Annotated in this window: 19 protein-coding genes and 5 pseudogenes; 3 read left to right on the top strand and 21 right to left on the bottom strand. The window is 50.5% G+C overall.

Features of this window, described 5'->3' with window-relative positions; genetic code table 11:
• Positions 1 to 78 precede the first annotated feature (78 nt).
• A pseudogene (locus JCM13996_RS07855) lies at positions 79 to 2192 on the top strand (AAA family ATPase).
• Positions 2193 to 2381: 189 nt separating this feature from the next.
• Here JCM13996_RS07855 and JCM13996_RS07850 read toward each other — a convergent pair.
• The 15 genes and pseudogenes from JCM13996_RS07850 to JCM13996_RS07775 all read right to left on the bottom strand — a co-directional run bounded on the left by JCM13996_RS07850 (position 2382) and on the right by JCM13996_RS07775 (position 17086).
• Positions 2382 to 3104, bottom strand: a complete 723-nt coding sequence (locus JCM13996_RS07850) for a hypothetical protein (RefSeq protein WP_054750710.1) — start codon at positions 3102 to 3104, stop codon at positions 2382 to 2384.
• Positions 3105 to 3106: 2 nt separating this feature from the next.
• The gene (locus JCM13996_RS07845) at positions 3107 to 3994 is read right to left on the bottom strand and encodes a DUF262 domain-containing protein (RefSeq protein WP_054750709.1); all 888 of its coding nucleotides are present in this window, start codon (positions 3992 to 3994) and stop codon (positions 3107 to 3109) included.
• A 516-nt stretch (positions 3995 to 4510) separates the two neighbouring features.
• Complete coding sequence (locus JCM13996_RS07840) at positions 4511 to 5401, bottom strand: phosphate ABC transporter substrate-binding protein PstS family protein (RefSeq protein ID WP_054750708.1); 891 nt, start codon at positions 5399 to 5401, stop codon at positions 4511 to 4513.
• A gap of 213 nt (positions 5402 to 5614) precedes the next feature.
• A complete protein-coding gene (locus JCM13996_RS07835) occupies positions 5615 to 5860 on the bottom strand; it encodes a hypothetical protein (RefSeq protein ID WP_054750707.1) in 246 nt (81 codons plus the stop codon).
• A 174-nt stretch (positions 5861 to 6034) separates the two neighbouring features.
• Positions 6035 to 6726 (bottom strand): annotated as a pseudogene (locus JCM13996_RS07830) (2,3-diphosphoglycerate-dependent phosphoglycerate mutase).
• 221 nt (positions 6727 to 6947) lie between these two features.
• Positions 6948 to 8012, bottom strand: coding sequence for an AI-2E family transporter (locus JCM13996_RS07825; protein ID WP_054750706.1), 1065 nt, complete (start codon positions 8010 to 8012; stop codon positions 6948 to 6950).
• 86 nt (positions 8013 to 8098) lie between these two features.
• Positions 8099 to 8692 (bottom strand): TetR/AcrR family transcriptional regulator, encoded by a 594-nt coding sequence (locus tag JCM13996_RS07820; protein WP_054750705.1) that lies wholly within the window; start codon positions 8690 to 8692, stop codon positions 8099 to 8101.
• A gap of 300 nt (positions 8693 to 8992) precedes the next feature.
• Positions 8993 to 9451, bottom strand: a complete 459-nt coding sequence (locus JCM13996_RS07815; RefSeq protein ID WP_054750704.1) for a universal stress protein — start codon at positions 9449 to 9451, stop codon at positions 8993 to 8995.
• Positions 9441 to 10723, bottom strand: a pseudogene (locus tag JCM13996_RS07810) (carboxylate--amine ligase). Before JCM13996_RS07810 ends, JCM13996_RS07815 begins: the two are co-directional and overlap by 11 nt.
• A gap of 580 nt (positions 10724 to 11303) precedes the next feature.
• Positions 11304 to 12752 carry a glycoside hydrolase family 1 protein gene (locus JCM13996_RS07800; RefSeq protein WP_054750702.1) on the bottom strand — a complete coding sequence of 483 codons (1449 nt, stop codon included), beginning with the start codon at positions 12750 to 12752 and terminating at the stop codon, positions 11304 to 11306.
• Between the two features lie 18 nt (positions 12753 to 12770).
• The gene (locus JCM13996_RS07795; protein WP_054750701.1) at positions 12771 to 14684 is read right to left on the bottom strand and encodes a BglG family transcription antiterminator; all 1914 of its coding nucleotides are present in this window, start codon (positions 14682 to 14684) and stop codon (positions 12771 to 12773) included.
• Positions 14685 to 14809: 125 nt separating this feature from the next.
• Positions 14810 to 15946 carry a PTS sugar transporter subunit IIC gene (locus tag JCM13996_RS07790; RefSeq protein ID WP_225353543.1) on the bottom strand — a complete coding sequence of 379 codons (1137 nt, stop codon included), beginning with the start codon at positions 15944 to 15946 and terminating at the stop codon, positions 14810 to 14812.
• Positions 15943 to 16293, bottom strand: a complete 351-nt coding sequence (locus JCM13996_RS07785; RefSeq protein ID WP_054750700.1) for a PTS lactose/cellobiose transporter subunit IIA — start codon at positions 16291 to 16293, stop codon at positions 15943 to 15945. The genes JCM13996_RS07790 and JCM13996_RS07785 overlap by 4 nt, the downstream gene beginning before the upstream one ends.
• A 6-nt stretch (positions 16294 to 16299) precedes the next feature.
• Complete coding sequence (locus JCM13996_RS07780; protein WP_054750699.1) at positions 16300 to 16611, bottom strand: PTS sugar transporter subunit IIB; 312 nt, start codon at positions 16609 to 16611, stop codon at positions 16300 to 16302.
• Positions 16612 to 16906: 295 nt separating this feature from the next.
• Entirely contained in the window at positions 16907 to 17086 is a 180-nt protein-coding gene (locus JCM13996_RS07775) for a ribbon-helix-helix domain-containing protein (RefSeq protein WP_054750698.1), read from the bottom strand.
• Between the two features lie 214 nt (positions 17087 to 17300).
• Between JCM13996_RS07775 and JCM13996_RS07770 the strand changes: the two genes are divergently transcribed.
• Entirely contained in the window at positions 17301 to 17711 is a 411-nt protein-coding gene (locus tag JCM13996_RS07770; RefSeq protein ID WP_054750697.1) for an iron-sulfur cluster biosynthesis family protein, read from the top strand.
• Positions 17712 to 17850: 139 nt separating this feature from the next.
• On the opposite strand, the gene JCM13996_RS12955 is transcribed toward JCM13996_RS07770, so the two are convergent.
• The 6 genes and pseudogenes from JCM13996_RS12955 to JCM13996_RS07740 all read right to left on the bottom strand — a co-directional run bounded on the left by JCM13996_RS12955 (position 17851) and on the right by JCM13996_RS07740 (position 24450).
• A complete protein-coding gene (locus JCM13996_RS12955) occupies positions 17851 to 18147 on the bottom strand; it encodes a M20/M25/M40 family metallo-hydrolase (RefSeq protein WP_338034391.1) in 297 nt (98 codons plus the stop codon).
• A gap of 30 nt (positions 18148 to 18177) precedes the next feature.
• On the bottom strand, positions 18178 to 19215 hold the full coding sequence (locus JCM13996_RS07765) for a M20/M25/M40 family metallo-hydrolase (RefSeq protein ID WP_338034390.1): 1038 nt from the start codon (positions 19213 to 19215) through the stop codon (positions 18178 to 18180).
• Positions 19216 to 19441: 226 nt separating this feature from the next.
• Positions 19442 to 20888 (bottom strand): annotated as a pseudogene (locus tag JCM13996_RS11900) (peptide ABC transporter substrate-binding protein).
• Positions 20889 to 21193: 305 nt separating this feature from the next.
• Positions 21194 to 22324 (bottom strand): metal-dependent hydrolase family protein, encoded by a 1131-nt coding sequence (locus tag JCM13996_RS07750; protein ID WP_225353542.1) that lies wholly within the window; start codon positions 22322 to 22324, stop codon positions 21194 to 21196.
• 885 nt (positions 22325 to 23209) lie between these two features.
• Positions 23210 to 23737 (bottom strand): O-acetyl-ADP-ribose deacetylase, encoded by a 528-nt coding sequence (locus JCM13996_RS07745; RefSeq protein ID WP_054750694.1) that lies wholly within the window; start codon positions 23735 to 23737, stop codon positions 23210 to 23212.
• A 164-nt stretch (positions 23738 to 23901) separates the two neighbouring features.
• Positions 23902 to 24450, bottom strand: a complete 549-nt coding sequence (locus JCM13996_RS07740) for a PadR family transcriptional regulator (protein ID WP_054750693.1) — start codon at positions 24448 to 24450, stop codon at positions 23902 to 23904.
• 127 nt (positions 24451 to 24577) lie between these two features.
• Between JCM13996_RS07740 and JCM13996_RS07735 the strand changes: the two are divergent.
• Positions 24578 to 25113, top strand: a pseudogene (locus JCM13996_RS07735) (phenolic acid decarboxylase).
• The last annotated feature ends 224 nt before the right edge of the window (positions 25114 to 25337 follow it).

Below are 25337 nucleotides of genomic sequence, written 5' to 3'. Positions count from 1 at the left end.
GCCCTGAGTGGTGTACGCTCACTGCAACTCCTGTTTACTAAACCTAGCAAATACTCAACCCTCAAGGAGGAACGTAATATGGCACAGTTTTCAGACCCATTTTTTTAACAACGATATGGATGATTTCTTCAACCAAGTAATGCGTCGCATGGGTAGTGACGGTTCTGCCCGTTACATCGTCAACGGCCACGAAATGACCCCCGACGAGTTCGCCCAGTACCGCGCCACCGGCAAGTTGCCCGTCCAGTCCGCCAACGAGATTCCCGTCCAGCAGACTGGCGAATCGGCAACCAAGAAGGGCGGCATTCTCGAAAAGCTTGGTCGAAACTTGACGGCGGAAGCCAAAGAAGGTCTGCTCGACCCGGTCATCGGGCGGGAACACGAAATTCAGGAGACCGCCGAAGTCCTGAGCCGGCGGACTAAGAACAACCCGATTCTCGTCGGTGATGCCGGTGTTGGTAAGACCGCGGTTGTTGAAGGCCTGGCCCAAGCAATTGTTGCAGGTAACGTCCCTGAGTCCGTGAAGGACAAGCAGATTTATTCGATTGACCTCTCGAGCCTCGAAGCCGGGACGCAATACCGGGGCTCCTTTGAACAGAACATTCAGGAATTAATTAAGGAAGTCAAAGCCGCAGGGAACGTTATCCTGTTCTTTGACGAAATCCACCAGGTTCTGGGCGCCGGCGCTACCGGCGGTGAAGAAAACGGCAGTAAGGGTATGGCCGACATCATTAAGCCCGCCCTTTCCCGTGGGGATATCACCGTGATTGGGGCCACGACCCAGGACGAATACCGTAACACCATCATGAAGGACGCGGCATTGGCACGGCGCTTCAACGACGTGACGATCAATGCCCCAAGTCCAGCCGACACCTTTAAGATTTTGCAGGGTGTCCGCAAGCTGTACGAACAGCATCACCACGTCCAGTTACCTGACGACGTACTGCACGCCGCTGTGGACTACTCCGTACAGTACATTCCACAGCGCTCCCTACCGGACAAGGCCATCGACCTGCTGGACATGACGGCGGCACACCTAGCCGCTAAGCATCCGGTCATGGACAAAGTCGCCCTGGAGGACCGCATCAAGTCCCTCAACGAACAGAAGGACGCCGCGGCCAAGAAGGAAGACTTCGAACAGGCCGCTAAGCTGAAGACCGAACTGGAACAGGCTCAGCAGCAGCTCGACCACGGCGATGCGGATACCAAGCAGCTACGGCCACGCCAAATGACGTCGCCGCCGCCGTTGAACGGCTGACCGGGATTCCGGTCGCCAGATGGGTGCATCCGACATTGAGCGGCTCAAAGGTATCGGTGACCGGCTCAAGGGTAAGGTCATCGGCCAAGACGAAGCCGTAGACATGGCAGCCCGTGCCATCCGGCGGAACCGTGCCGGCTTTGACGAGGGTAACCGGCCAATTGGTAGCTTCCTGTTCGTTGGTCCAACCGGTGTCGGTAAGACCGAACTGGCCAAGCAACTCGCCCGCGACCTCTTCGGCAATAAGGATGCCATCATCCGGCTAGACATGTCCGAGTACTCCGACCGGACCGCGGTTTCGAAGCTGATTGGGACCACTGCCGGTTACGTGGGCTACGGCGATAACGGCAACACCCTGACGGAAAAGGTTCGTCGGAACCCATACTCCATCGTCCTCTTCGATGAAATCGAAAAGGCCGACCCACAGGTATTGACGCTACTGTTGCAAGTCATGGATGACGGCCGTCTGACGGATGGTCAGGGCAACGTGGTCAACTTTAAGAACACGGTTATCATCGCGACTTCCAATGCCGGCTTTGGTGAAGAAGCCTTGACTGGCAAGCAGGACAAGGACTTGCCACTGATGAAGCGGCTAGCACCATACTTCCGTCCTGAATTTCTCAACCGGTTTAACGGCATCGTTGAGTTCAGCCACCTGACCAAGGATGACTTGAGCAAGATCGTGGACCTGATGTTGACAGACGTGAACACCACGTTGGCGAAGAAGCACATCACGTTGACGGTCAGTGACGACGCGAAGAACTGGCTGATTGAACAGGGCTATGACGAAGCCATGGGTGCACGGCCACTGCGCCGGGTCATCGAACGGAATATCCGCGATAAGGTCACGGACTTCTACCTCGACCACCTGGATGCTAAACAGCTGCAGGCCGACCTGGTTAACGGCCAAATCGTTATTAGCACCACAAAGTAATCGTCCACGGGACACGGCAGGGTGTCCCGCCGCACCAAATTAACAATCACGCCCAAACGGCCCGGTGCACGTCACGCATGGTGACGGCGCCGGGCCGTTGGTGTACATAAAATTGGTCTAATAATAAACGCCTTAGTAGCGTCGCATAATTATGAACCACAGATTGGCAATAAGACCCTGAGGTGGGCCTTATCTAGCCCAAACGGTAACAGCCATTTGCGCCCACGCAGCTTGCCGTGCATCAATACCATCACTATCGATAGTATTAACTTTCTCAGCAAGGCTACGAGTCTCCGCAAACTTGGCATGTGCAACCGTGTCGGCCTTTGCCCGCAATGAACGCTTGGCCTTTCTATTCTCTTCTTTAGTTAACAAGAACTTGTTACCAATACGATCACTATCTTCAACATTCGCATTCAACTCCAACACCTTCACGTCATTCAGATCGATGTCTTCAACTTCGTTACTATATGCAAGTTCTGACAAAATGTACTTCGCTGCTCGTTCAGTTTTAACTGAAGCGGTAAGGATGTCGTTGGCAAACTGCCTATCAGAGGTCATTTGCTCCGAGATAGCGTGATTAATTTCAGCAACTGTATTAATACTGCCCCGATAAAGATTATTGGCGATGGTTGCAAAGGACTTCTCATACTGGTTGGCAACAAGGCCACCAATTGTAAAATTGCGAACCGTAAAGGAAATAACTTTAAATAAAACTACCCCAATATCATGTTCATTGAAGGTATCATCACGATCAATCATAACCAAAATTAGCGGGTAGAAAGTTTTTGCGCCCAACAAATTCAGCACATAAAGATTTCGGATAACGACTTGGTCACTAAAGATGGATTCTTTTCTGGGATCGGAGATTGACACATAAAAGTCAGACAATTCGGCAAGTTTTTTTAACAAATTCACGAGCTTCGTTGGCAGTCTGAATTTTTTTGGCTAAGTGACCGGTACAATTTCTTTTCCGTGGTAAACGGTTCAGTTGCGTTCCAGTATGAACGTATAAATTTAGTCGCAACTGACGAACTATACCCCAAAGGATCCATCATCTGATCCCAATAATGCTTGATGGTATCATCACCCTTAGCTTTGCGGAACAAATGGTTTTTAAGTAAGTCCGAGCTATCGAGATCACGCCCACGCGCATTGAGGGTTTCAAAAATAATGAACGCACTAGACTCATCGTTGGTAGAAATTAGCATCACAAATTCATGCTCCAGCAGCATCTTCTTTTGCAATTCCAAATATTCTAAACGTTCAGGAATAGTTTTGCGCGTCTTAAATGCGGCTTGAATTTTATTATTGAAGTAATTATAGGCCTTAACAAAATTCTTTTCGCTATCAATTTTAGCCTGCTTGCTATACGCCTCAAATTCATTGGGCACCTGAATTAATTGCCGAAAGTAGTCACTGAGTTGCTCAGACTGTGTGAAAACATAGTTGCCATTACGACAAATCAAATCATTTTGAATATCTTCGGCACGAACCTGTGCTTTAGGACTGTCAGTTAGGTGCGCAAACTGGTCACGGAGAAGCGCCAACATGATTACTACGGTCGTTACGCGCTGTTGGCCATCAACGATGTATGCACGTCCGTCAAGATTGTTAACAACAACTTGGCCCAGAAAATGGTCATCCTCATCGCTGCTTACAACTTCCTGCAGATCCGACCAGAAGTCCTCCCACTGGTTAACATCCCACGCATAACCGCGTTGGTAAGCTGGAACTGCAAAGTTGGAATTCTCGGTCAGCAAACTCTGAATCGATTTACGTGCAAAATTCATTTCGGTCATAATATCCCTCCATCACCATGAGCCATTAGTTAACTCCCTTAATTGTAACCGCATGCTTGCCATATTTACAGCAAAAAAAACCAGTCATAAAAGAGGGCAACAAATCAGCGCGAACATCGCCATGCATTACTCCTTTACTCAGTCGCCAATTCGATCAATATTCGGATCAGCTCAAAGACGGAGCTGAAACACAATGCCCGACCACCAACTCACGTACGACGAAGTTTACCAACAAGTCAGAAACCTTGCAGATGTTGATTGCTCAGGCACCAGCGGCATATTGCGATTGCGCGAGCGTACACCCCAAGCGCTACAATCTATGGCTTGGGTCCGACACCAAGTTACTCGACGAAACCCTTGAACACGACCTACCTTATTAGGCAGCATCTACCCGTAAATTTATCACCACATACCAAAAGCCGCCCATCCCTGAGCGGCTTTTAGCGTATAAATGACAGTTCGGGCTTAACATCCACAAATCGGCAGAAATCAATGGATTGCCGCTGGCATCCCCCCTTAACGGATCTTCGTTACCTTGTTGTGCGCGTTCATCTGAACGTGCATCTTGGAAATACTGATGTAGCCTAACTTCTTAACCAAGGTGTTCTGGACCTTCTTGGACTGGATATACTTGATGAATGCATCAGCAGCCTTGTTGTCCTTGCCCTTTGGCGTGTACATGTGTTCGTAGGACCAGATGCGCCACTTGTTCGTTGCGACGTTGGCCGCGGTGGGCTTAACACCGTTAACGTTGACCGCCCGCAGACCGTGATTAACGTAAGCAAAGGCGAGATAGCTGATTGCGCCCGGCGTGCTTTCAACTACCTTCTGCACGGCGCCGTTAGAATCCTGCTCCTGCGTCTTAATGGCCGTGGCCCCCTTCAGGACGGCATTTTCAAAGGTGGCTCGGGTACCACTACCGGCCGCACGGTTCACTACCACGATGGTTTGGTTTGCGCCGCCCAACTGCTTCCAGTTGGTGACTTTGCCCGTAAAGACTTCGCGCAACTGCTTCATGGTTAGCGAGTGAACACTCACGTCCTTGTTGACCACTGGCGCCATACCGACTACCGCTACTTTGTGGTCCACCAATTTGCCCGCCTTGATGCCCGTCTGCTGAGCGGCAAAGATGTCCGAGTTCCCAATTTCCACGGAACCATCCTGCACCTGGCTGAGGCCAGTACCAGATCCACCGCCCTGGACTGACAGGTTAACCTGAGGGTGACTCGTTTGGAAATCCTTCGCGGCCTGCTCAACCAGCGGCTGTAATGCCGTTGACCCCACGGCGATCGTTTTTCCTGAAACCGTGGCCGCGTGAACCTGAACTGTACCGTTATGGGCCACCACCCCACCAACTACAATGGCGCCCAAGGCAACGGCGACAGTGACAAGCTTACTTAACTTCATCAGCAATTACCTCTTTCTTCGTGCATTAACAAGAACCATCCCGATTACAAAGATAATGATAGCCGGGGCGTGTAACGGAACGCTGCATGCGTACGTAAAGAAGTGTGTTGTCTTTGTATCGGTCAATCACGGGTTTTACATCGGGTCCAACCGCCCACCGGCAAAAAAACGGGGCCCCTCTTCTCGAGGGACCCCGTTACGGTGGTACTGTTGTTAGTCTGCCGCGAAGACGTGGTCCTCGTCGAGCATGTACTGAAATTCAATCTGGTTACTAGTGAGGTCGATCCGAAATAGTCCGGTCATCGCGGTCTGCGCGTCTGTCAGCGCCACAAAGTACTCGTGGTCACTCCCCGCGACCCGCTGCATGGCACCGTATTTGCCTTGAAACCCTTGTTGCCGAAACTGCTTGATGATCCGAATCATTTCAATCTGCGTTACTTCACTACTTTCACTACTCATTGCTACGTTCCCCAATCATTCTGACCTGTAATCGCCGCGCGGCCAAGCCCTCAATCGCGCGCTTCAGCCGCGCAGAGCCTGCGCATGGCCACGTGGGCGCCCGTAAGGACCAACCCATGGCGCAAAAAAAGCACTCCCCCCGAAAGTGGAGTGCTTCCCGAATCCATCAGGTAATTACTTGCCTAACTTTTCCTTGTTCGTAACCTTCAGCTTGTCATCAAAGTCGTAGACAACTGGTTCGCCAGTAGCCATTTCGAGGTTCATGATGTCAGCATCGGAAATGTTTTCGATGTACTTAGTCAGGGCACGCAGAGAGTTACCATGTGCAGCGATGATAACGTTCTTGCCGGCCAGCAGGTCTGGAGCAATGTGGTCTTCCCAGAATGGGATAACACGTTCCAGAGTGACCTTGAGGTTTTCACCACCAGGATGATCCGTGGGTCCAAGTCAGCGTAACGACGGTCTTGTGCTGCTGACTCTGGGTCATCAGCATCCAACAATGGTGGCAACACGTCGTACGAACGACGCCAGATGTGCACCTGTTCGTCACCGTACTTCTCGGCCGTTTCCTTCTTGTTCAAGCCCTGCAGAGCGCCATAGTGACGTTCGTTCAGACGCCAAGTCTTCGTTTCTGGAATCCAAAGCTGGTCAGCTTCTTCCAGAGCGTAGTGCAACGTCTTGATTGCACGGGTCAAAACGGAAGTGTAAGCCTGATCAAACTGGATGCCAGCTTCCTTCAGCTTCTTACCAGCTGCCTTAGCTTCTTCAACACCCTTTTCGGACAGGTCAACATCGTGCCAGCCAGTGAACTGGTTGGACAAATTCCATTCGGATTGACCATGACGAATCAGAACCAATTTTGCCATGTTAACAATTACCTCACTTTTTTTAGTTACCAAACCTTGCTTGGCATTTACCTTCCCATTCTACACTAACTGCCCTAGTGGTTCCACCTTCGTTTGTAGCCGGCGCCACCAGCCGCACCGAACCACTAGGTAGCACGAAATCCCGCCCACTCGGTGACAAACCACCAGCAAACGGGGTAATCGGCAAAGCTATTTTCAAAGTGATCGCCACTAATCGGCGACTACTGGTCACTCACGTCACGACCCGGCGCCGCGGCTTTGTTCGTGGCCCCTGACTTGCCGGACTGCTGGACCCCCAGAATATCGAGCAGGAAGGTGAAGACCGGAATCCCCACAATCAGACCCCAGGTGCCCCAGATGTGCTCAGCAAACAGTAAAACCACAAACGTAAAGAAGATCGGTAACTGCGTGCGGCTACTCATAAACTTCGGGTTGAGAACGTAAGATTCCAGGATGTGAATGACGATGATCATCACGATGATCGTCGCGACGTCCTGCCAGCCGCCCACCGTGTACGCGATGATGGACAGCGGGACGACCGAAATAATGGCCCCCGCAACGGGAATCAGCGACAACAGGAAGACCATGATGCCCAAACTCGGAATGTTCGGCATCTTCATGAATAAGAGGGTGATAACCGTGATGGTGGTGTTCACCAACGCAATGACGATTTGTGCTTCCAGGACGATCCCAAACGTATTGATAAACTTCTTGGCAAAGAAGCTGACGTCGGCAAAGAACCAGCCGAACGTTGAATCCAAAAACTTCTGGCCAAAGGCGTTGAGCGAATCCAACTCAATCGTGTAGAAGAAGCTCAGCAACAGCGACAACAAGAACGTGACGATCATCCCACCGATGCTTGTGAGCGCGCTGAGTAGCGTGGTGACGGAGTTTTGCAGTTGTTGCTTCAAGTTCATCTTTGATAGCTGCTTCAACCCCCACTGGATTAGCTGGTTATCATCGAAAGCCTTGCTGTTGTAAAACTTGCTGACCGAATTAAACAGGTGCAAACTCTGCTCCCCGATCATCGGGGCGTACCGCGTAATGACGTAGTACAGTGCCGCCAGCAGCAATAAGTACACCGGAATGACGACGAACAGCGGTCGCAGGCGTGGGAGGAGCCGCTGCACCCAGCGAATCAGTCGGATAATCAGAAAGGTAAAGATGAACGTTAACAGTATCGTGCTCATCAGGTCACGGACCAGCCATAAGACCATGACGATAACGAGCAGTACGGCCAGCCGCCGTACCCGGGTGTGATGAACAAAACGTTGGTAAGGGGTCATGTAAATCCTCCAGTTCCCAGTAACACGGAAATAAAAAGCCGGCACTATACCTAGGTACAGTTCCGGCGGTCAATTACTATGTGGGGTTACTCATCTTCATCAGCCGTCGAGTTAATGGCCACGTTGGAAATATCACGCGGCGGTTGGGCAGCCAGGTGGGCGACCACCGACGTCAATACCGGAATTGGCGTCAGGAAGTTCTCGCCGATCCACCGTACCGTTACGGCGTAAAGCCCTGAGGTAACAAACGACTGCCAGAACTCGGCGTAAGTCCCGGTAAACCACGGTCGCTTGACGTTCTGGTCAAAGAACTTGCCCACCGTGCGCGCAAAGCAATCATGCAGGATCTGGTCCCCACCGGACACAATGGCTAGACGAAAGCGGGTCGAATGATCCCGGACGAATTCAAAGTAACGGGGAATGATGTTTTCCGCGTTCAGCGGCTCCACTTCACCCAGCTGGTCGATCAAATGATCCATCTGGGAGCTAAAGTAGTCGTCCAATACGTCCTGCTTGGACTTGTAATTACGGTAAAAACCCATCCGGGAAATTCCTGAACGCTGAGAAATAGCACTCACCGTAATCTCATCCAGTGGCTGGTCCTCCATCAGCAGGAACAACCCCTCTTGGATACATTCGCGACTAAACGCCTGCTGCTCGCGTGTATATTCAGTTGCCATGCCGTCACCTCCAGTCCAGTAAATGTCTACTTGTTGTCCATTAAACCACACTTTATCAATACCGCCAATATATCCGTGACAAGCAGGGGGGCGGTGTCACAGATACGCCCCATGCGTGGTCTAGCGGTGATTATGGTTGTTACGCGGTCCTCAATGTCGGGCCGTGATTCAGGTTATTTATAACACTTTCGGTTTCATACTGGTATTAAAATTCCGATATTTGACCAATCGACTTGATCTACCAAACAGTAATAGCCGCCACACCCATCCGGTGTTGGCGGCTATCATTCAATGTCTGAATTAACGTACCACGATGACGCTGGCCTTAGCGTTGCGCGTGACAAACGCAGACACACTGCCCAGGTGGTTGTTGGAGCGCTCATGCGTCCCAACAATGATCAGGTCGGGCTTGAATGCCGGCGCTACTTCTTCAACGATTACGCGGCCCGGCTTGCCTTCCGCCACAATGGGCTGCGCATCCTCAACCCCGAACTGCGTGGCTTTGTCCACGTAGGTATCCAGATTGTGGGTGATTTCTGCCCGCCGCTGCGCCAGGATATCCGGTGACAGTGACTGAAAGATGTTCATATCACCCGTTTCCAGCACCGACACGATGCCTAACGGAATACCGTAGATTTTGGCCAGGGTGCAAGCGTAGTTGAACGCCCGCCGGCTGGACTCATCATCATCGTCGTCGACCGCCAGTAGCAACCGCTTAAAGTGTAGTGACTCAACCTGAAAATCATCTTCAGTTACCATTCGCTTCAACCTCCTTAAGGTTGCCTTTGAGTTCAGCAAAATAACGCTTGTACAGTTTATTATAACCGAAAAATAGTCGGTGCAAGAGGACCCAGCGCGGAATGCTAAAGTCATGCGGGTCAAAAATCGTCGTGCCCACATGTGCCTGGTCGATCAACGTCAACGCCTGGTTCTTCAACGCGCTGTCTGGGGTGTACCGTTTAAAAATATGCCGCGGTACGCCCAGCCACAGGTACGCCCGCCGCGGATCGTCGTGTGCGTAAACCGTGTTGGTCTGATCCAGGTCACGGGTCACGTAATCCCGCACCAGCCACTCGGCAATATTGTAGCCGTTGAGGGTGAGAAAGTAACCGCTACGGCCTGACCGCATGTTAATCTCAAGTAACTTGTACGTCTGGTCGCGGTCATCAAACTTCAAGTCTAAGTTCGCCAAACCGGTGTAACCAATACCCTCCAGGAAGGGCTGAACCAGGTCGCACAACTCGCGATCATATGCTGGCAACATCGCCATTACGTTCCCAATAGCCGCTGGGGACGGGTCAACCAGTAACGGCCGTCCTACCGACATCAGCTTGACGTGATGCTGCTGATCCACGTACGCGTTGATCACGCGCATGTGGCTATCATCCCCCGGAATAAAGTCCTGTAGTACTAGGTCGCAACTATAATCCTGCTCGTAGATACGGGCCACGATCGTGTTGAGCTCCACCTGGGAGTGGATCGTAAACACCTTTTTCCGACCCCGAAAGTTGATGCCTTGCCACTCCACGGACTCGGTAGGTTTAAGCATGACAGGAAAACTAAACGGTGACGTAATGGCCACCCCGCTGTCGTACATTGCCCGGGTAATAATTTTGGTTTCTGGGTAGGGTAGATCATAATCCCCACACAGGTTGTAAAACTGTTCCTTATCATTTAATTGCTTGAGTAAATCATAATCGACGCTGGGACAAACAAACCGTGGGTCCAATTCGTCTTTGTGCCGCGCCACCAACTCGGCGTACGTATCAGTGCAAGCACCAACAACAGTGGTCCGTCCTGCTCGTCGTACCGTGCCGCTACGTCATGCATTGCCGCCACAAACGTGGCATCTTGATCTAATTCTGGTACCACGTGAACGTGCACAATGTGCGACCAGCGCGTCGGTACGAGTTGGTTACGGGCAAAGGCGTCCACGGGCTGCCCGGTTAATGCGTAGAAGTTACGCGCCATGCCATAGGTGGTCGCGTCACTGCCTAGCAATACCGGCCGATAGTCGTTTGGACTAGCCATAAACACTCTCCCTTTGGTATCTTCCTGTCAAATAGTGCGGTTCTAGTATACCACAGGGAACGGTCCACCTACGCAAGCGCTTTCAATAATACACAGGTGCGTCGTGGACTACTTGTCGCTGGCGTAGCGCCAAGTACCGGTAACACCAAGTTTTTTTCCGCCAGTCACCAAAAATGATGTACTGAAATCGAAGTCAGGGAGGAAGGAAACCAGTGCCAGTGGCCGGCCACTTTGAACAGGATTCCCAGGTGACCGCGCCGGAAGTGATTAGCCCAGACGAATCACCGCCGCCTCCTGGCACCAATTATCGCCAATCTGGTCAACTTCAGTATTAGCGGCATAATTTTCGGGGATAGTTTTTCTCGCCAGACTTCGTGTTCGACACTGAGCAGCACTAAGCTGGTGTCGTGGTCTATTTTCATCATCGCTGTGCTACTGATACTGGCCCTCACGTAGTAATAAACGGTGCAACGAAGATGGGTAAAGTCAGCGTGTACCATATCAAGGATCACAAAAGGGGCCAGCAAACGCCGGCCCCTTTTTCGTTGCAGCTTATAATTTAAGCCCGCCATTTTCGCTACTATTCAAGTTCCTCGCCGTTAGACTGAATAACACGCTGATACCAGTAAAAGGAGTCCTTACGAAGGCGCTTCCCGGAACCATTACCCTTATCATCCAAATCAACATAAATATAGCCATACCGTTTACTCATCTCGGCCTGTGAATAACTAACTATGTCGATTGGTCCCCAAGAAGCATAACCAATCACATTCACTCCGTCCTTGACCGCCTCCCGCATAGCAGCAATGTGCTGACGTAAATAGTCGATGCGGTACGAATCATGAATCTTGCCATTTTCAACCTTATCAAGAGCACCCAAACCATTTTCAGCAACAAATAGTGGTAGATGGTACCGATCCCAGAGATTGTTAAATGCATAGCGGAACCCAGTGGGGTCGTATGACCATCCCCAAATGGACGCATCAAGATGGTTATTAGCTTGTTGCTCATTAGGCTTATCTGCCGAAACAACACTACTGGAGTAATAACTAAAGGCAATATAATCAACCGTGTTACGCCGAATAGTGTCTAATTCGTCCTGCGTGACCTTAAGATTGATATCATGCTCCTTGAAGTAACGCTTCATGTAGCCTGGATATTCGCCTAAAACCGTCACGTCGGTGAAGAAATAGGACTCTTTCTGATTGAGCTGATACGCGGCCATGACGTCTTCAGGCTTGTCGCTTTGAGGATACATGGACGTATAACCCAGCATCATCCCCATTTGCAGGCCCTTATTGAGGCTGTGTGCATACTCAACGGTCTTAGCATTTGCCACAAATTGGTGATGAACAGCCTGAAACTTAGCCTGCTCCTGATTGGCATGCTCGCCCTTTAAAATACCCAAGCCTGCGAATTCACCCCAACCATACACATCGTTAACTTGATTAAAAATAATCCAGTATTTAACTTTATCCTGGTACCGATCCAATAGCACTTTGGCAAACTTCAAGAACAGATCAACTAGCTTAGGGTTAGACCACCCACCATACTCAGTGATGAGGTAGGTTGGCATTTCGTAATGCGAAATTGTCATAACGTGCTCAATGTGTAATTCGAGCATCTTGTCAATCAACCGATCATAAAACTTAAGCCCTTCTTCGTTAGGGCTTCCCTCATCGCCACGAGGAAAAATCCTGCTCCAGCTAAATGACGTTCTGAAGCATTTAAAGCCCATTTCTGCCATCATTTCCAAATCACTGGCAAACGTGTGGTAAAAATCAATTCCTCTACGCCGAGGATAATTCCCTTGTTTATCATTGAGTGCCCGCTCAATTTCTTCACGGGTCACGTTTTCCCCAAAAGAACCCAACCGACTATACTCATCGGGTAATAGCATAATGTCGGCTTGACTTGGGCCACGGCCATCAACATCCCAAGCACCTTCAGCCTGGTTTGCCGCAATGGCACCGCCCCACATAAAATCAGGTCGAAATCCTTCTTGTGCATGCAATAAATTCTTATCCATTAACTATAACCTCCATTACTAGATATCTTCTCGACGGACCTTACTAAACATATCTGCAAATTGCGTGGCAAACTGATCGTAATCATCACACGCTAGTAACAACTCTACGTTGTGTTTAATTGATAGTGCGCTAATCATGACCTGTAGCAGTTCACCAAAAACATGGACCGCTTTATTACTAACGGCAATCATGATTATTAACCTGCAACTACTTTCCGCGCTCCACTTAATAGGTTTATCATTCATGATTACTAACATAACTGTGTGCTTAGCCTTCATACGCATAGTGTGCGGAATAGCAACATTACCAAAATTTGTTGCTGCCAATTTTTCGCGCTTCAAAATTTCGTGGATAAACTTATCATCCGTGTACCCCTGACTCTCAAATTGTTGTGCGCCAAAATCTAGTGCTTCTTGCTTTGTTTTAAATTGCATATGGTTGAAAAATAGGTCTCGCGATAAATAACGGTGAAGGTAACCAATATTTTTTAGCACCCAATCTTGGTGTGCAATTTGATCAATTTCCTTATGCAAACGGGCAATATCGATACTCGAAAGTAACGGAGATACCCGCACTACCCGTTGATCCGGCATCGTCTTTAGCGATTGCGTAGTAATAATGAGTCGTGAATCAAACTGAATCCCTCCACCAGGAATATCCTGCATGACCTGTGTAACTCGAAGCTCATGCCCAAAAACATCATCAAGTCGCTCTAACAGACTCGTAGCCATATCGTAATACTCTGGTACAACCACAACAGCGTTGATTAAGTGGTGTTGATCGTTTTCCAGGTATGCTCCTAAATGCAACAATAGATAAACACTCTCACAATGATCAATGGTCAAATGCAGCTCATCTGATAACGCTTCAAGCATGTAAAGAGCCATCTCATAAAGTAATGGATACTGTTGCGTTAGCTGGCTAAAATCCTCAGTTTGCGGACTTTGCCCAAATCTGACCCGACTAACCATGTTGTTGACGTGAATAATGAAGCGTACTTGAAAGCTAGGATCATTCAGCTGCAAATTATATTCGTGGCTGGTTTTATCAATCACTTGCAAGCATGCATCAACAACGCGTTTGGGTACGTACTGCTCCAAATCCTCTATACCTTGCTTATTAGTATCACGCGCAATAGTTTTACCCACCAGCGCCAAGGTTAATGCACTAACTTCGTATTCATTAAATCGAAGGTTAAATTGTTGAAAAAGGCGGTCAGTTATCTGGAGCGTTAATTCATATTCCTCCCGACTCTTAAGGCCTTTATTTTGAATAAATTGACTATAGCTGTTACCCTGCATGATGCGGTTGATGGAAATTGCATAGTGTAGCAGCAAATCATTCATTTCATAACCATTAATAACTAAGTCCTTTTTGTTAACTACCGAGGTAATAATTTGCTGGAGGGAATCTATCGAAATATTGGGAATTAGATGTGCTAAATTAAATGGACCTGGTTGTAAACGACCTAAACTCCTTAACTGTTCACCTGCAAACCGGTGAAATAAGCGACGTCGACTATACTCAGTGCCCTCCAAAGTAAGCATGGCCTTACTCAATTTTATCTGGACGTCATTTCCTTTGTTCTCATGATTAAATTTAGCCACTGCATCCTTAATCGTTGCCTCCGAAAAATAGGTTTGGTTAATAACCGATTCAAGTGACACGCTACCTTGCGACGAAGCAAAGAGGATACCAAACAGCTGATTTTGTATATTTTGTTTTGGCGTATCTAATAGCGCACTATTTAGTGATTTTATCCGGTAGCCAAATTGCCCAGACTCTATTACAGAAGAGGACGCATTAATACTATTGACATGGTTACGTATTGTACGAGTGCTAACCCCAAATTGAACTGCTAATGTCTGCGCTGATTGCCAATTGCGATGAGCGTGCAAGAACTTAACTAGATCACTATCCTGAAGTTTCATATTGAGGTCTCTCTCACTTTATTCGTCATCACCCGACTGTTCTTGCTTCAAAGCCACACTGTCAGCTGCCCGGAAGAACGGCAAGTAAACAAGCCAAGAAATAATAAATAGTACAACTACATAAATCACACCGCGCAATGACTTGGTGGCAAAAAAAAGGCAAAAATAGGAGTTGGCAGGTACCACAGTCCAAACACGTGAGCCGGAATAGGTACAAGGCCCAATTTCATAACTACCCATGCTGAAATTGGGCCAAGTAGTCCCATAATCCACATTGGCACCATCAAAATTGGGTTGAACGCAATTGGTGCACCAAACACAATTGGCTCGTTGATGTTAAAAATCGACGGAATCAAGCCCGCACGTCCAACCATCTTCATCCGAGCTGATTTGGCCATAAAAGCCATCATAATGGCTAATGCTAAGGTTGCACCGCCACCACCAATAACAAACATATCGATAACTTCGTCAACAAAGATATGCGTTGGGGCGCCACCATTAGCTACCTGTTGGGCATTAGCAGCAATACCTGGCAGGGCAATTGCAATTTCGACTGGGTAAATAATCCAGCTGGAAATACCAAAAGTGTACAAAAACGAATAGCCCAAGAAAATAATGAAAACAAAACCGCCAAAACTGCCACCAATCTTAACTAACGGCATTAATACACTAGTAATTGACGCAGACATATTGAAGTGCAACTGGAACGTGAACAGCCATCCAATGAGTAAAACAACAATAATCGGAATCAACGTGTTAAACCACGTAGCAACAAAATCAGGCAAACTGGAGTCTTCACCGAAAAACTGGAACTTGGAAGCAATGTTCATCACAAAACCGACGAACAGCCCTGATACCAGCGCGGCCAGCATCCCACCAGTGCCTAACAAGTTGATATTGAGGACCAAATTCCCAGCCTTAGTAAACGAGGGATACGTCACCAACAAGAAGAATGCAATACCGGCTAACCCTGCCGCCTTGGCAACATCCTTATGGTTTTTGTGGGTCATAATGGCCTCAGGCAACAAATAGGATAAAAATAATGAGAATAGTCCAAAGCTAAAGGTACTCAACATCGAAAAGTCTGGGAATCCCTTCCAAACGTTCTGAACGAGTGACAATATCGTCGCAAACGACCCAATGAAAATCATTGGAATCGCTGTTAAAATGGAATCTTGCACGGATGCTACCCATGGATTTTTGACAATCTTATTTGCTTTAGGAGCAAATACATCCGTCATCCATGTAATCAGCTTCTTCATGACTTTTCCTCCTTCAAAGACTTAAATACCGGCACCAATTTCTCAGCCATAATCAATTCACTCTGAATTGTCATTAAGGTATCTTGCGCATGCCCAAACAAGACTGAGTAAGGAATGTATTCTCCGTTTGCTTCCCTCTGCAACATGTCCGTTTGATTCTTGTGCGCAATGGTTATTTCCTGCCTAGCATCGTGCAGTAACTGATGTAACTGCTCAAAGTCAACGGTATCGCCCGCGAGCAAATCGAACACTTTCATGATGGTGTCACGAGCATTTCCAGCATGTAAAATAACCTGCATCGAGATGAGATTCAGATTTTCACGTAACGTTTCTTCCTTAGCTTCCATACGACCCTATCCCCTGTTTAATTCCTCGTTTGCAAAAGTAACTAATCCCGCGCCATCAAGTGCTCCATATACCTTTTGAGGAATAATGGCCACCTTGACCCCATACTGATCAGCCTCCTTCTGCGCATCGTGCAGCATATACTTAAGGTGTGGTGCAATTAGTAGTAAATCTACCCCCTGGAGAAAGTCTCCCAGTTCAGAATCACTACGCGCCTTAAACTCCAAATCGGACTTAGCCTTCTTTGCCGCCTTACGTCCAGCAGCAGCCATAAAACCGCTTGATGCTCCACTACCACAAACCAGTAAAACTTTTGCCATAGTTATTTCCTCCTGTCATAATTTTTCTACGCTTTAATAGTAATCGCTTACAATTAGGCTTAGAGCCAAAGTTGTTTCCGGGGGTAGGAAACTTTTAGTGTACAAAATTGTTATTAAAAATAATCCTAGAATTAAAATGTGGACGTAAGCATTCCGTGATATTTGCACAAATGTTGTTGCGCTTAATTTCTCAAATTAGAATTTGTTGGCGTTCATTTGATCACATAAAAATACCCCAGAGCCATCCTTTACAAGAATCACTCTGGGATATTTAACAGATATTAAGATTTAAATGTTAATCGTTGCAGTCATCCTCAAAGATGAACTCACGCTGTTGCTGCTGCGTGTACAGGTATTCTTTCAGCGCCTGCGCAATTACTTCCGCGTTGCTCTCACCCGTCGCCTGGGTCTCTTTGGCCAGCTGGTCCATAATGTCAGCTGGTAGTTTGATCGTGATGTCGGTGGATTCAGTCATATTGTCATACTCCTTCTACTACGTGAAACGTAGCATCTCAGCTACAGACATCTTACTAACGGCCTTTATTTTAACACAACTGGCGATTGCTAAGGCATCCACCCTTAGTTATCCCTATCGTATCATTAGTTGACTACTTACTTTTGGTTAGTGTATACTATACCTTGTAGATAGGAACCAGTTACTAACGCCCCAACCTGAGGAGGCTGATAGGATGAAGATTAACATTAAACCAGCAGCACAAGAATATTTGCGTAACAAGATTCGCGATACGGACAACGTGTTCCTTGCGCTGGACGACGGCTCCAGCAAGTATTCCATGGTCGGCGGCACCTGTACCATTGGTAGCAGTTTCCAGTTAGTACTACGTGACGATGCAGATCCCGATTACGCCGATCCGATGGAAAACAACGCCAACCTGGCGTTGACTACGGGCAGCGAAGAGAGTACGTTCCTCGGCAACGGCCTGAACCTGGATTACAAAAACGCCGCGCTAGTACTGCGCGATGACAGTGGCATTATCGATGGTAACGTCACGGTTGCGCGCTACGTACCCCAGAACTTGGACACTGAGGAACTGCGTCAGCAGATGCAGGCCCTGGGCGTTAACATCTGTGGTGCCTAGCCCAAACAAAGCGACCACGGTCGGTCAACCGTGGTCGCTATGACCCAACTCAATAATATGGTAACAACCGCCCCACCGGTACCCCTTTACCGGTGGGGTATTTTTGTTGCACTGCAGTCGGGCAATCCACACGCGGCCATTATGCTCCCACTTGCCGCATCAACGCCACCATGTACCAGGCACCTTCCTGGTAGTCACGGACACGCAGGCTTTCGTTTGGCGCGTGGGCCCCGCTACCATAGTAACCGCAGCCAACCGATACAATTGGCACATGCAGCGTGTCGGCTACGGGTGCTTGGGGCCCGCCACCAGCGGAGTTGGGCACAACCCGTACGTTGTCAGCGCCGTACACCGACTTGGCGACGTTGGTGGCTGCCTGGAAGAATGGATTCTCCAGGTCGGAACGGAACGGATCCTCCCCCAACTTAAAAGTCATCTCGACATCTTTGAATCCATTCCGGTCGAGCTATGCCCGGATGAGGTCAAAGCAGGCCTGCGGAGTCTGTCCCTGGGCCAGCCGGCAATCTAACTTGGCGTGGGCTTCTCGTGGGATGACGGTCTTCACCCCATCCCCGGTATAGCCGGCATTAAAACCATTCACGGTCAGGGACGGTTCGTTCACGCTCGCCAGCTTAGGGTCGTCACGTAGGTATGGTTGCCGTAACCCCGCCCGCTGGCGCAAGCCATCCGCGTCAAAGTCCATCCGGTCAACCGCCTGCTTGGTCGCCGCAGACATGGGTGCGACCAAATCATAGTACCCATCGACAGCTAAGCGTCGGTCGGGCGTCCGCAGCGAGTGCAACGCGTCGATCAACCGCCACGCCGCGTTATCAACGTAAGCACCGAGCGATGAGTGCAAGTCCACATCCGCCGTCCGCACGCTGAGGTCGAACGCCAAAATACCTTTGACCCCACCAGTCACGGTGAAGTGTTCCTGCCCGTTCTTACTGCCGCCTTCCCAAACGCAGACATCAGCGGCCAAATCCGCCGCGTGGTGCTGCACATAGTCGGCAAAGTGGCCTGAGCCCACTTCTTCTTCACCTTCAACCACGAATTTAAGGTTACATGGCAGCCCACCGTGATCCTGCAAGTAACGTACGGCCGTCAACCGGCACATCAGTTCACCTTTGTCATCCCCAATCCCCCGGGCCCGCACGGTACCATCATCCTGGAAGGTTGGTTCAAACGGCTCGGTGTGCCATTCGTCGAGGGGTTCCGGCGGTTGAACATCGTAGTGGTTGTAGAACAACATCGTGTGGTCTGACGCCCCCTGGAACTGGGCAAAGACGACGGGGTTGCCGCCCAGCTCATCCCACTGCGTTACGTAACTGGCACCCAACTCGCGGAAGGTGTGTTGCAGCCAATTGGCGGTCTCCTGAATGCCGCGGTGCTGCGCGGAGACACTCTCCAAGCGCACGTACGGTGCCAAATGGTCAAAGTAATCACGGGCAAACTGTTCAACGGTGGCCCGTTCGGTACTGGTTGCTGATTCTGTATTTGCCATAACGTTAATCCTCCTTGCATGCTTGTGTACAGGGTACTTGGCGTGGACTGGTGCGGGCAAAGGCCGCTTACGCTAGCGCTTTTACCCGCGGGGCTCCGCTCTCTAGTCAAAACGAGCTGCACCCCGCAAAAGCTACCGCATAAGGCATGCCCCCCCCCAAGGCCAAACCAGGGCCTTTCGGCGAGCCTGCCTTATGCTAGCGCTTTTACCCGCGGGGCTCCGCTCTCTACTTCAAATCGACCCCACGCCATCCTGGGTTGCCGCCGGCCGCATTATCAACCATGCCGGTCAGCTTCGTGTTCCGCAGGTAGTTTGTCGCGTTCTGGTACAGTGGGATGACCCCTTGTTCCTTCATTAACAACTTCTCCGCCTTGACCATATCGTTCCACCGCTCGGTCTCGTTGGCCGTCGTGTGGACCGTGTTCATCAGGCTGTCGTACTCAGAATTGCTCCAACCACCGAAGTTGTAGGAATTACCCGTGACCATCATGTCCAAGAACGTTGTCGGATCGTAGTCGGGACTCCAGCTCGTCAGAATAACATCAAAGTCATTGCCCAACAGGTCCTTGACCCGCGTCGCCTTAGGTACCTTCTTCACCGTGACCTTCAAACCCTTCAGGTTCTTCGTCCAGGCTTCCTGCAGGTACTGGGAAATCTGGTCCCACTGGTCATCCTCATCCACGGTCAGGTTGAAGCTGAGACCGTTCAGCCCCAACTCTTTGAGCCCCTTAGCCCAGTACTGCTGTGCCAACTTCCGGTTGTAACTTACCCCGCTGTTGGCCGGGTCATTTTTGACGTAGGCTTCCTGAGCAAAGTCGGTGCCGGTCTTCGGGTTCTGCCCCAGGTCGCGGGAAACAAAGCCGAGTGCCGGTTGCGAGCCATCGGCCAACGTGTTCTGCGTGAACGTCTTCCGGTCGATTGATAACGACAGCGCCTTGCGAATATCCACGTTGTTGAAGGCCCGCTTCAAGGTATCGTTACTTGGCGCCTTTTCATTAGTGACCACGTAGGTGCCCACCCCAGAAAGGACCTGCTTGAATGACTTGTCGTTTTTTTTCATTTTTGACCTCATCCCCAGATAATTCGGTTTGGTCCAGCTGGCCCGACTCAAACATATTTAAGCCAGTTGACGTGGTCTTAACTACCTGGTATGTAACTTTGTCCAGGTGCACGTTCTTTTTATTCCAATACTTATTGTTCTTCACCAGCGTCCAGGAATCGTTGGTCCCGTTCCAACTCTTCAGCGTGTACGGGCCATCATACCCAGTCTTGGCGGCGTTGGTGCCGTACTTACTGCCGTACTTCGTGACCACGCTACGTTCGGCCGGCAAAAATTCGGCGTTCGGCATCATCGACAGGAACGTGGCCATTGGGTGTTCCAGGTGTACGACCAACTTGTAGTCACCATCAGCCTGGACACCCAGGGTCGACGGGTCCTGTTTACCACTATTAATGGCGTCCGCATTCTTGATACCGGAGTAGCGGTACGCGTTGACCGCTTTGGTCTTAGGATCAACGTTCCGGCGCCAGGAATAAACAAAGTCGTGGGCGTTCAACGGCTTGCCGTCCGCCCACTTGGCGTCGTGGCGCAGTTCAAAGGTGTAGGTCAACCCATCTGCGGATTTGGTCCAAGATTTAGCGATGCCGGGCTGCAGTTTGTTGTGCTTGCCCATCACTACCAAGCCTTCCTCAACGTTGGTCAACACTTCACCGCTGGAAGTATCGGCCGCCTGCGCCCCGTCCAGCGTTTCTAGCTGGCTCGGAATGGATACCGTGATGGCCTTGGTGGCGGATGCACTAGCTTTGCTATTGCCACAGGCAGCTAACAGCAGTACTGACGCTGCCGTTGCTGCCAACAAGCCGACTCTTGCCGGCCAACTCCCCTTGTGACGATTCACTGTCTTCATAATTAGATCCTCCCATGGACTGTTTGTATTAACCCAATTAGTTAACTGACTAATATGTCACCGTGCTGCGGTTACCCGCGGGGATACACCCTCTTGCCTCCTTGGTAAACCTGCTTATCCGCCTGCCGGACCGCATCCACATCGTCTAGCGGGTTCTCCCGCAATACCAGGAAGTCAGCGTACTTGCCGGCCGTCAAGGCACCGTACTCGTCGCTGACCCCTAACAAATCGGCCGAGTTGCGCGTCGCCGCGTACAGTACGTCCTGCGGGGCCATCCCCACTTTGTGTACCAGCAGGTGCAGCTCATCCCAGTACCCGGTGGCAAAGTCGTTGAACGGCGTTCCCGCGTCGGTCCCCGTGGCGAACGGTACGCCGGCCTTGACCGCCATCTTCATGTTCTTGAAGAACGCCTGAGCAAAGTCGCTCGCCTTGCGCACCATGTAGTCCGGGATCTTACCCGCACCGTGTTCTACGATGCCCTCGACTGCGTTCAACGTCGGGACTAAGTACACCTGGTGGTCCTTCATGAACTCGGCTTCCTCTTCATCAAGGAAGATGCCGTGTTCAATTGAATCCACGCCAGCTTCCAAAGCCAACCGGATCCCAGACGTGCCCTGCGCGTGGGCTGCAACCTTGCGCCGGCGGGCATGGGCCTCCCGGGTCGCAACCGCCATCTCCTCCTTGGTGAACTCCGCGTCCAGCGGGCTGTCAGCGACCGACATAACCCCGCCAGTTGCCATGATTTTGATCACATCGGCACCGTTCTTGAAGGCCTGGCGCACCGCGTGACGCATCTCATCCGGCGAATCCACCAAGTACGACTCGTTGCCGGTGTGGTGTGGGCTGTCGCCGTGACCACCCGTCGCACTCATGGCCCGGCCGGAAGCCACCACGTGCGGCGCTGGGAAACCGTATTCTGCTTGCGCGTTCCGTAGCTTGACGTCCACGTCGTAATCCGTCGACAGGTTACGGACGTACGTAACCCCGGATTCAAGCAGGTCCTTGAGGTTTTGCAGGGCCAGCAACGTGGTCTCGGCTTCACTCCGTTCACTCGCAGCCAACTGGTGGGCGTTACTACCCAAATGCACATGGCAGTTCATCATCCCCGGCATCACGTACTGGCCGTCGCAATCCACCGTAGTATCGGCAGTCGGCGCCGTGCCCGTACCGGTAGCGGCAACTTTGCCCGTCGCGTCGTCCACCGTCAGCCAGCTATCCGGCGTAAAGCATCGTGTTCCCCATCAAAAAGTGCCAAGTGCGTATACAGTGTTGTTGTCATGTTATTTTTCCTCACTTTCAAAGTTTGTATGGTGGTCACTACTATATGTGTCGTGGTCCGATTATCCGGCTAATCCCCCACGTTGAGGCGTTTACGGGTATGAAAAATGGCGCCCCACCACCAATTTCAGTGTGCAGAGCGCCGGCTCGTATCACTATTTGACGTCGAGTCGGCCTAGTTCAGCTATATCCGCGTTATTTCATCACCGGCACTCGTGCCGACAATAAAACCCGCAACTAACGAATGACTGCAATCGGTGTAATAATCACCTTTGCGATCATGGTAATTGCGGGTATTTGGATTGCTTCTAGGCGTTCAACGTTTTGGTTCATCATGGTTATTCCTCCACGGGTACGTGTTGGGCGTACCCACTGCACCGGGTGTCAGCCACCCGGAGAATAACCGTTAGCGTCGTGGCGGCGTCCCATAAAACCGCCACTAACGATTATTCATTAACTGCATCAGCGTGTGGGACAACGTTAATGCTAATAATCGCCGGAATAATAATGATGCTAATCTGGTTGATCTTAGTCATAATCAATTGCCCCTTTCACTGTGGAAGATTTTCCTCGTCCTCGAGGATGGGATTAGCATATAGCAAAACAATGAGGGTCGTCAACACCTTTTTCACATTTTGTCTTAATATAACGTACAAAAAGATAAAATGTAAGTGATCAATTGCTATTCAATAGCGCAATTGGTGGTTAAAGCTTGCCCTAATTAATTACGCTCGTTAGACTAATTAGCCACTAAAAAAATCGCACCCCCCGATTGGAGTACGACTTGTTGGTATTGATCCATGCTGGTTCTACACTGCCATTTCCGCGTTGGCCGCAATGGCCGCCGCAAACGTTTCGTACGTGTGCGCATCAAACGCGACGATACGTACCCGCCGCACGTACTGACACGTGCGCATGGTAGCCATTAACGTCCGCACGGCCACTGGCGCCGCTTTGACCAGCGGAAAGCCATACACACCCGTACTGATCGACGGAAAGTCGACCGTCCGGCACCGGTGCGCGTCCGCCACCAGTAGACTATTGCGGTAGCTATTCGCCAGCAACTCACTTTCACCGTAACCGCCACCCTGCCAGACAGGCCCCGCAGTGTGGACCACGTACGCCGCCCGCAGATCAAACCCGGGTGTGATTTTAGCCTCACCGACCATACACCCGTTCAACCGCCGGCACGCCGCCTGTAAACGGGGTCCAGCCGCACGGTGAATGGCACCATCCACACCACCACCGCCCAGCAGCGATGGGTTGGCTGCGTTCACGATGGCGTCACTGCGGCTCTTAGTAATATCGCCGCGGATCACACTAACATTGATTTTCATGGCTGCACCCCCTTTATTGTTAAATTTATAATAACGCCTGCAGTAGGGGGTGCCAAGCGCTTTGCGTGCTTTGTAACTCAGCCGTAACGATTGTCATTTTGCGGTCTGTACCAAAGTGCCACAGCTATTATGTGGCGATTGCTGACCCGAATCCATAACAACACTTAATTATGCGGTAACCGCGCTAATTGTTCTTCCAACCACTGCACGTATTGGCGTTCCCGCGTCAAGGCGTGGTCTAAGATCAGGTAGTGACCAAATTGTTGACTGGCTGCGTCCGGGTCGGCAAACAGTAGCTGTCGGCGTGCCTCCAGGTGCTGCAGCCACTCGCGGTGAATTCTCAGCTGCTCTTTGATCATCCCCGGTAGCCGGGTATCATCCGCCCGTTGCACAAAGTAAAGCTTGAGGACAAATTCATCCTTGGTCGTCGCCATGGTGGGCGTTGGCGACCCCACCCATGCCGTGAGCACTGCCTGTCCCTCCGCAGTGTTACGGTACCGCTTCTTCTCCAGCTTGGTGCCCGTCACCTCAACCGTATGTGCAATGAGCCCCTGGGCCTCCATCTTGCCCAACAACGGGTAGATTTGGCTGTGCTGCGCCTGCCAAAACTCACCAATTTCGTGGGCAAAATCTTGGGTCAACTCGTAGCCCGTGCGGGGTGCTTGGCTCAGCAACCCCAAGATGATGTACTGCAAAGTATTTCGTTGTGCCATGTACGCGTCCTCCGCTTGACTTCCTTTGCCCTCCAGTATATATTAATCAAGTTGATAAAAACATGTAAATATTTACACGTTTAAAAATACTGGATTAGGAGTAACGATAATGACAGCACACAATGACATGAACAAAAAGTTCGCCACCCTCGATGATTTCCTGGGCACCTACTTTATCTACACCTACGACAACGGTTGGGAATACGAATGGTACGCCCACAATGACCACACCGTTGACTACCGGATCCATGGCGGCATGGTTGCCGGCCGCTGGGTCACGGGTCAGGAAGCCAACATCGTGATGCTGGTACCCGGCATTTACAAGATTGCCTGGACGGAGCCAACCGGGACCGACGTTGCCCTCGACTTTATGCCCAACGACCACCGGATCAACGGCACGATCTTCTTCCCTAAGTGGGTTCAGGATCACCCAGAAATCACGGTCACGTACCAAAACGAACACATTGACCTGATGGAAGCAGCCCGCGAAAAGTACGAGACGTACCCCAAGCTGGTCGTACCCGAATTTGCCCAAATCACTTACATTGCGATGCCGGTCAAAACAACACCGATGTCATCAACGAGGCCCCTTACGCGGGTATGACTGACGATATTCGCGCCGGTAAGTTTTACGACGACAACTACAAGCGACTGAGCAAGTAATCCGTTGTGAGTGGCGCCCCAGTTGCGACCCCAAGACCATCCCCCAGTGGGAGCAGAGTACAACACCGGTTAACACCCACATCAGCAGGGAAAAACCACGAAGACAGCATCTTCGTGGCTTTTTTTTGACGCCAAGACCATTACTTGCCGCCCGACACCGGTGGCTATTCCCAGCCCCGTGACAGACCGGAGACAGCGCGTTGCATCGCCAAGGCCATAACCGT

It is taken from the genome of Lacticaseibacillus thailandensis DSM 22698 = JCM 13996 (genome assembly GCF_001312865.1).
Classification (GTDB): Bacteria; Bacillota; Bacilli; order Lactobacillales; family Lactobacillaceae; genus Lacticaseibacillus; species Lacticaseibacillus thailandensis.
Note: the sequence above shows the minus strand (reverse complement) of the source record. Positions and strands in the feature narration are given on the sequence as shown.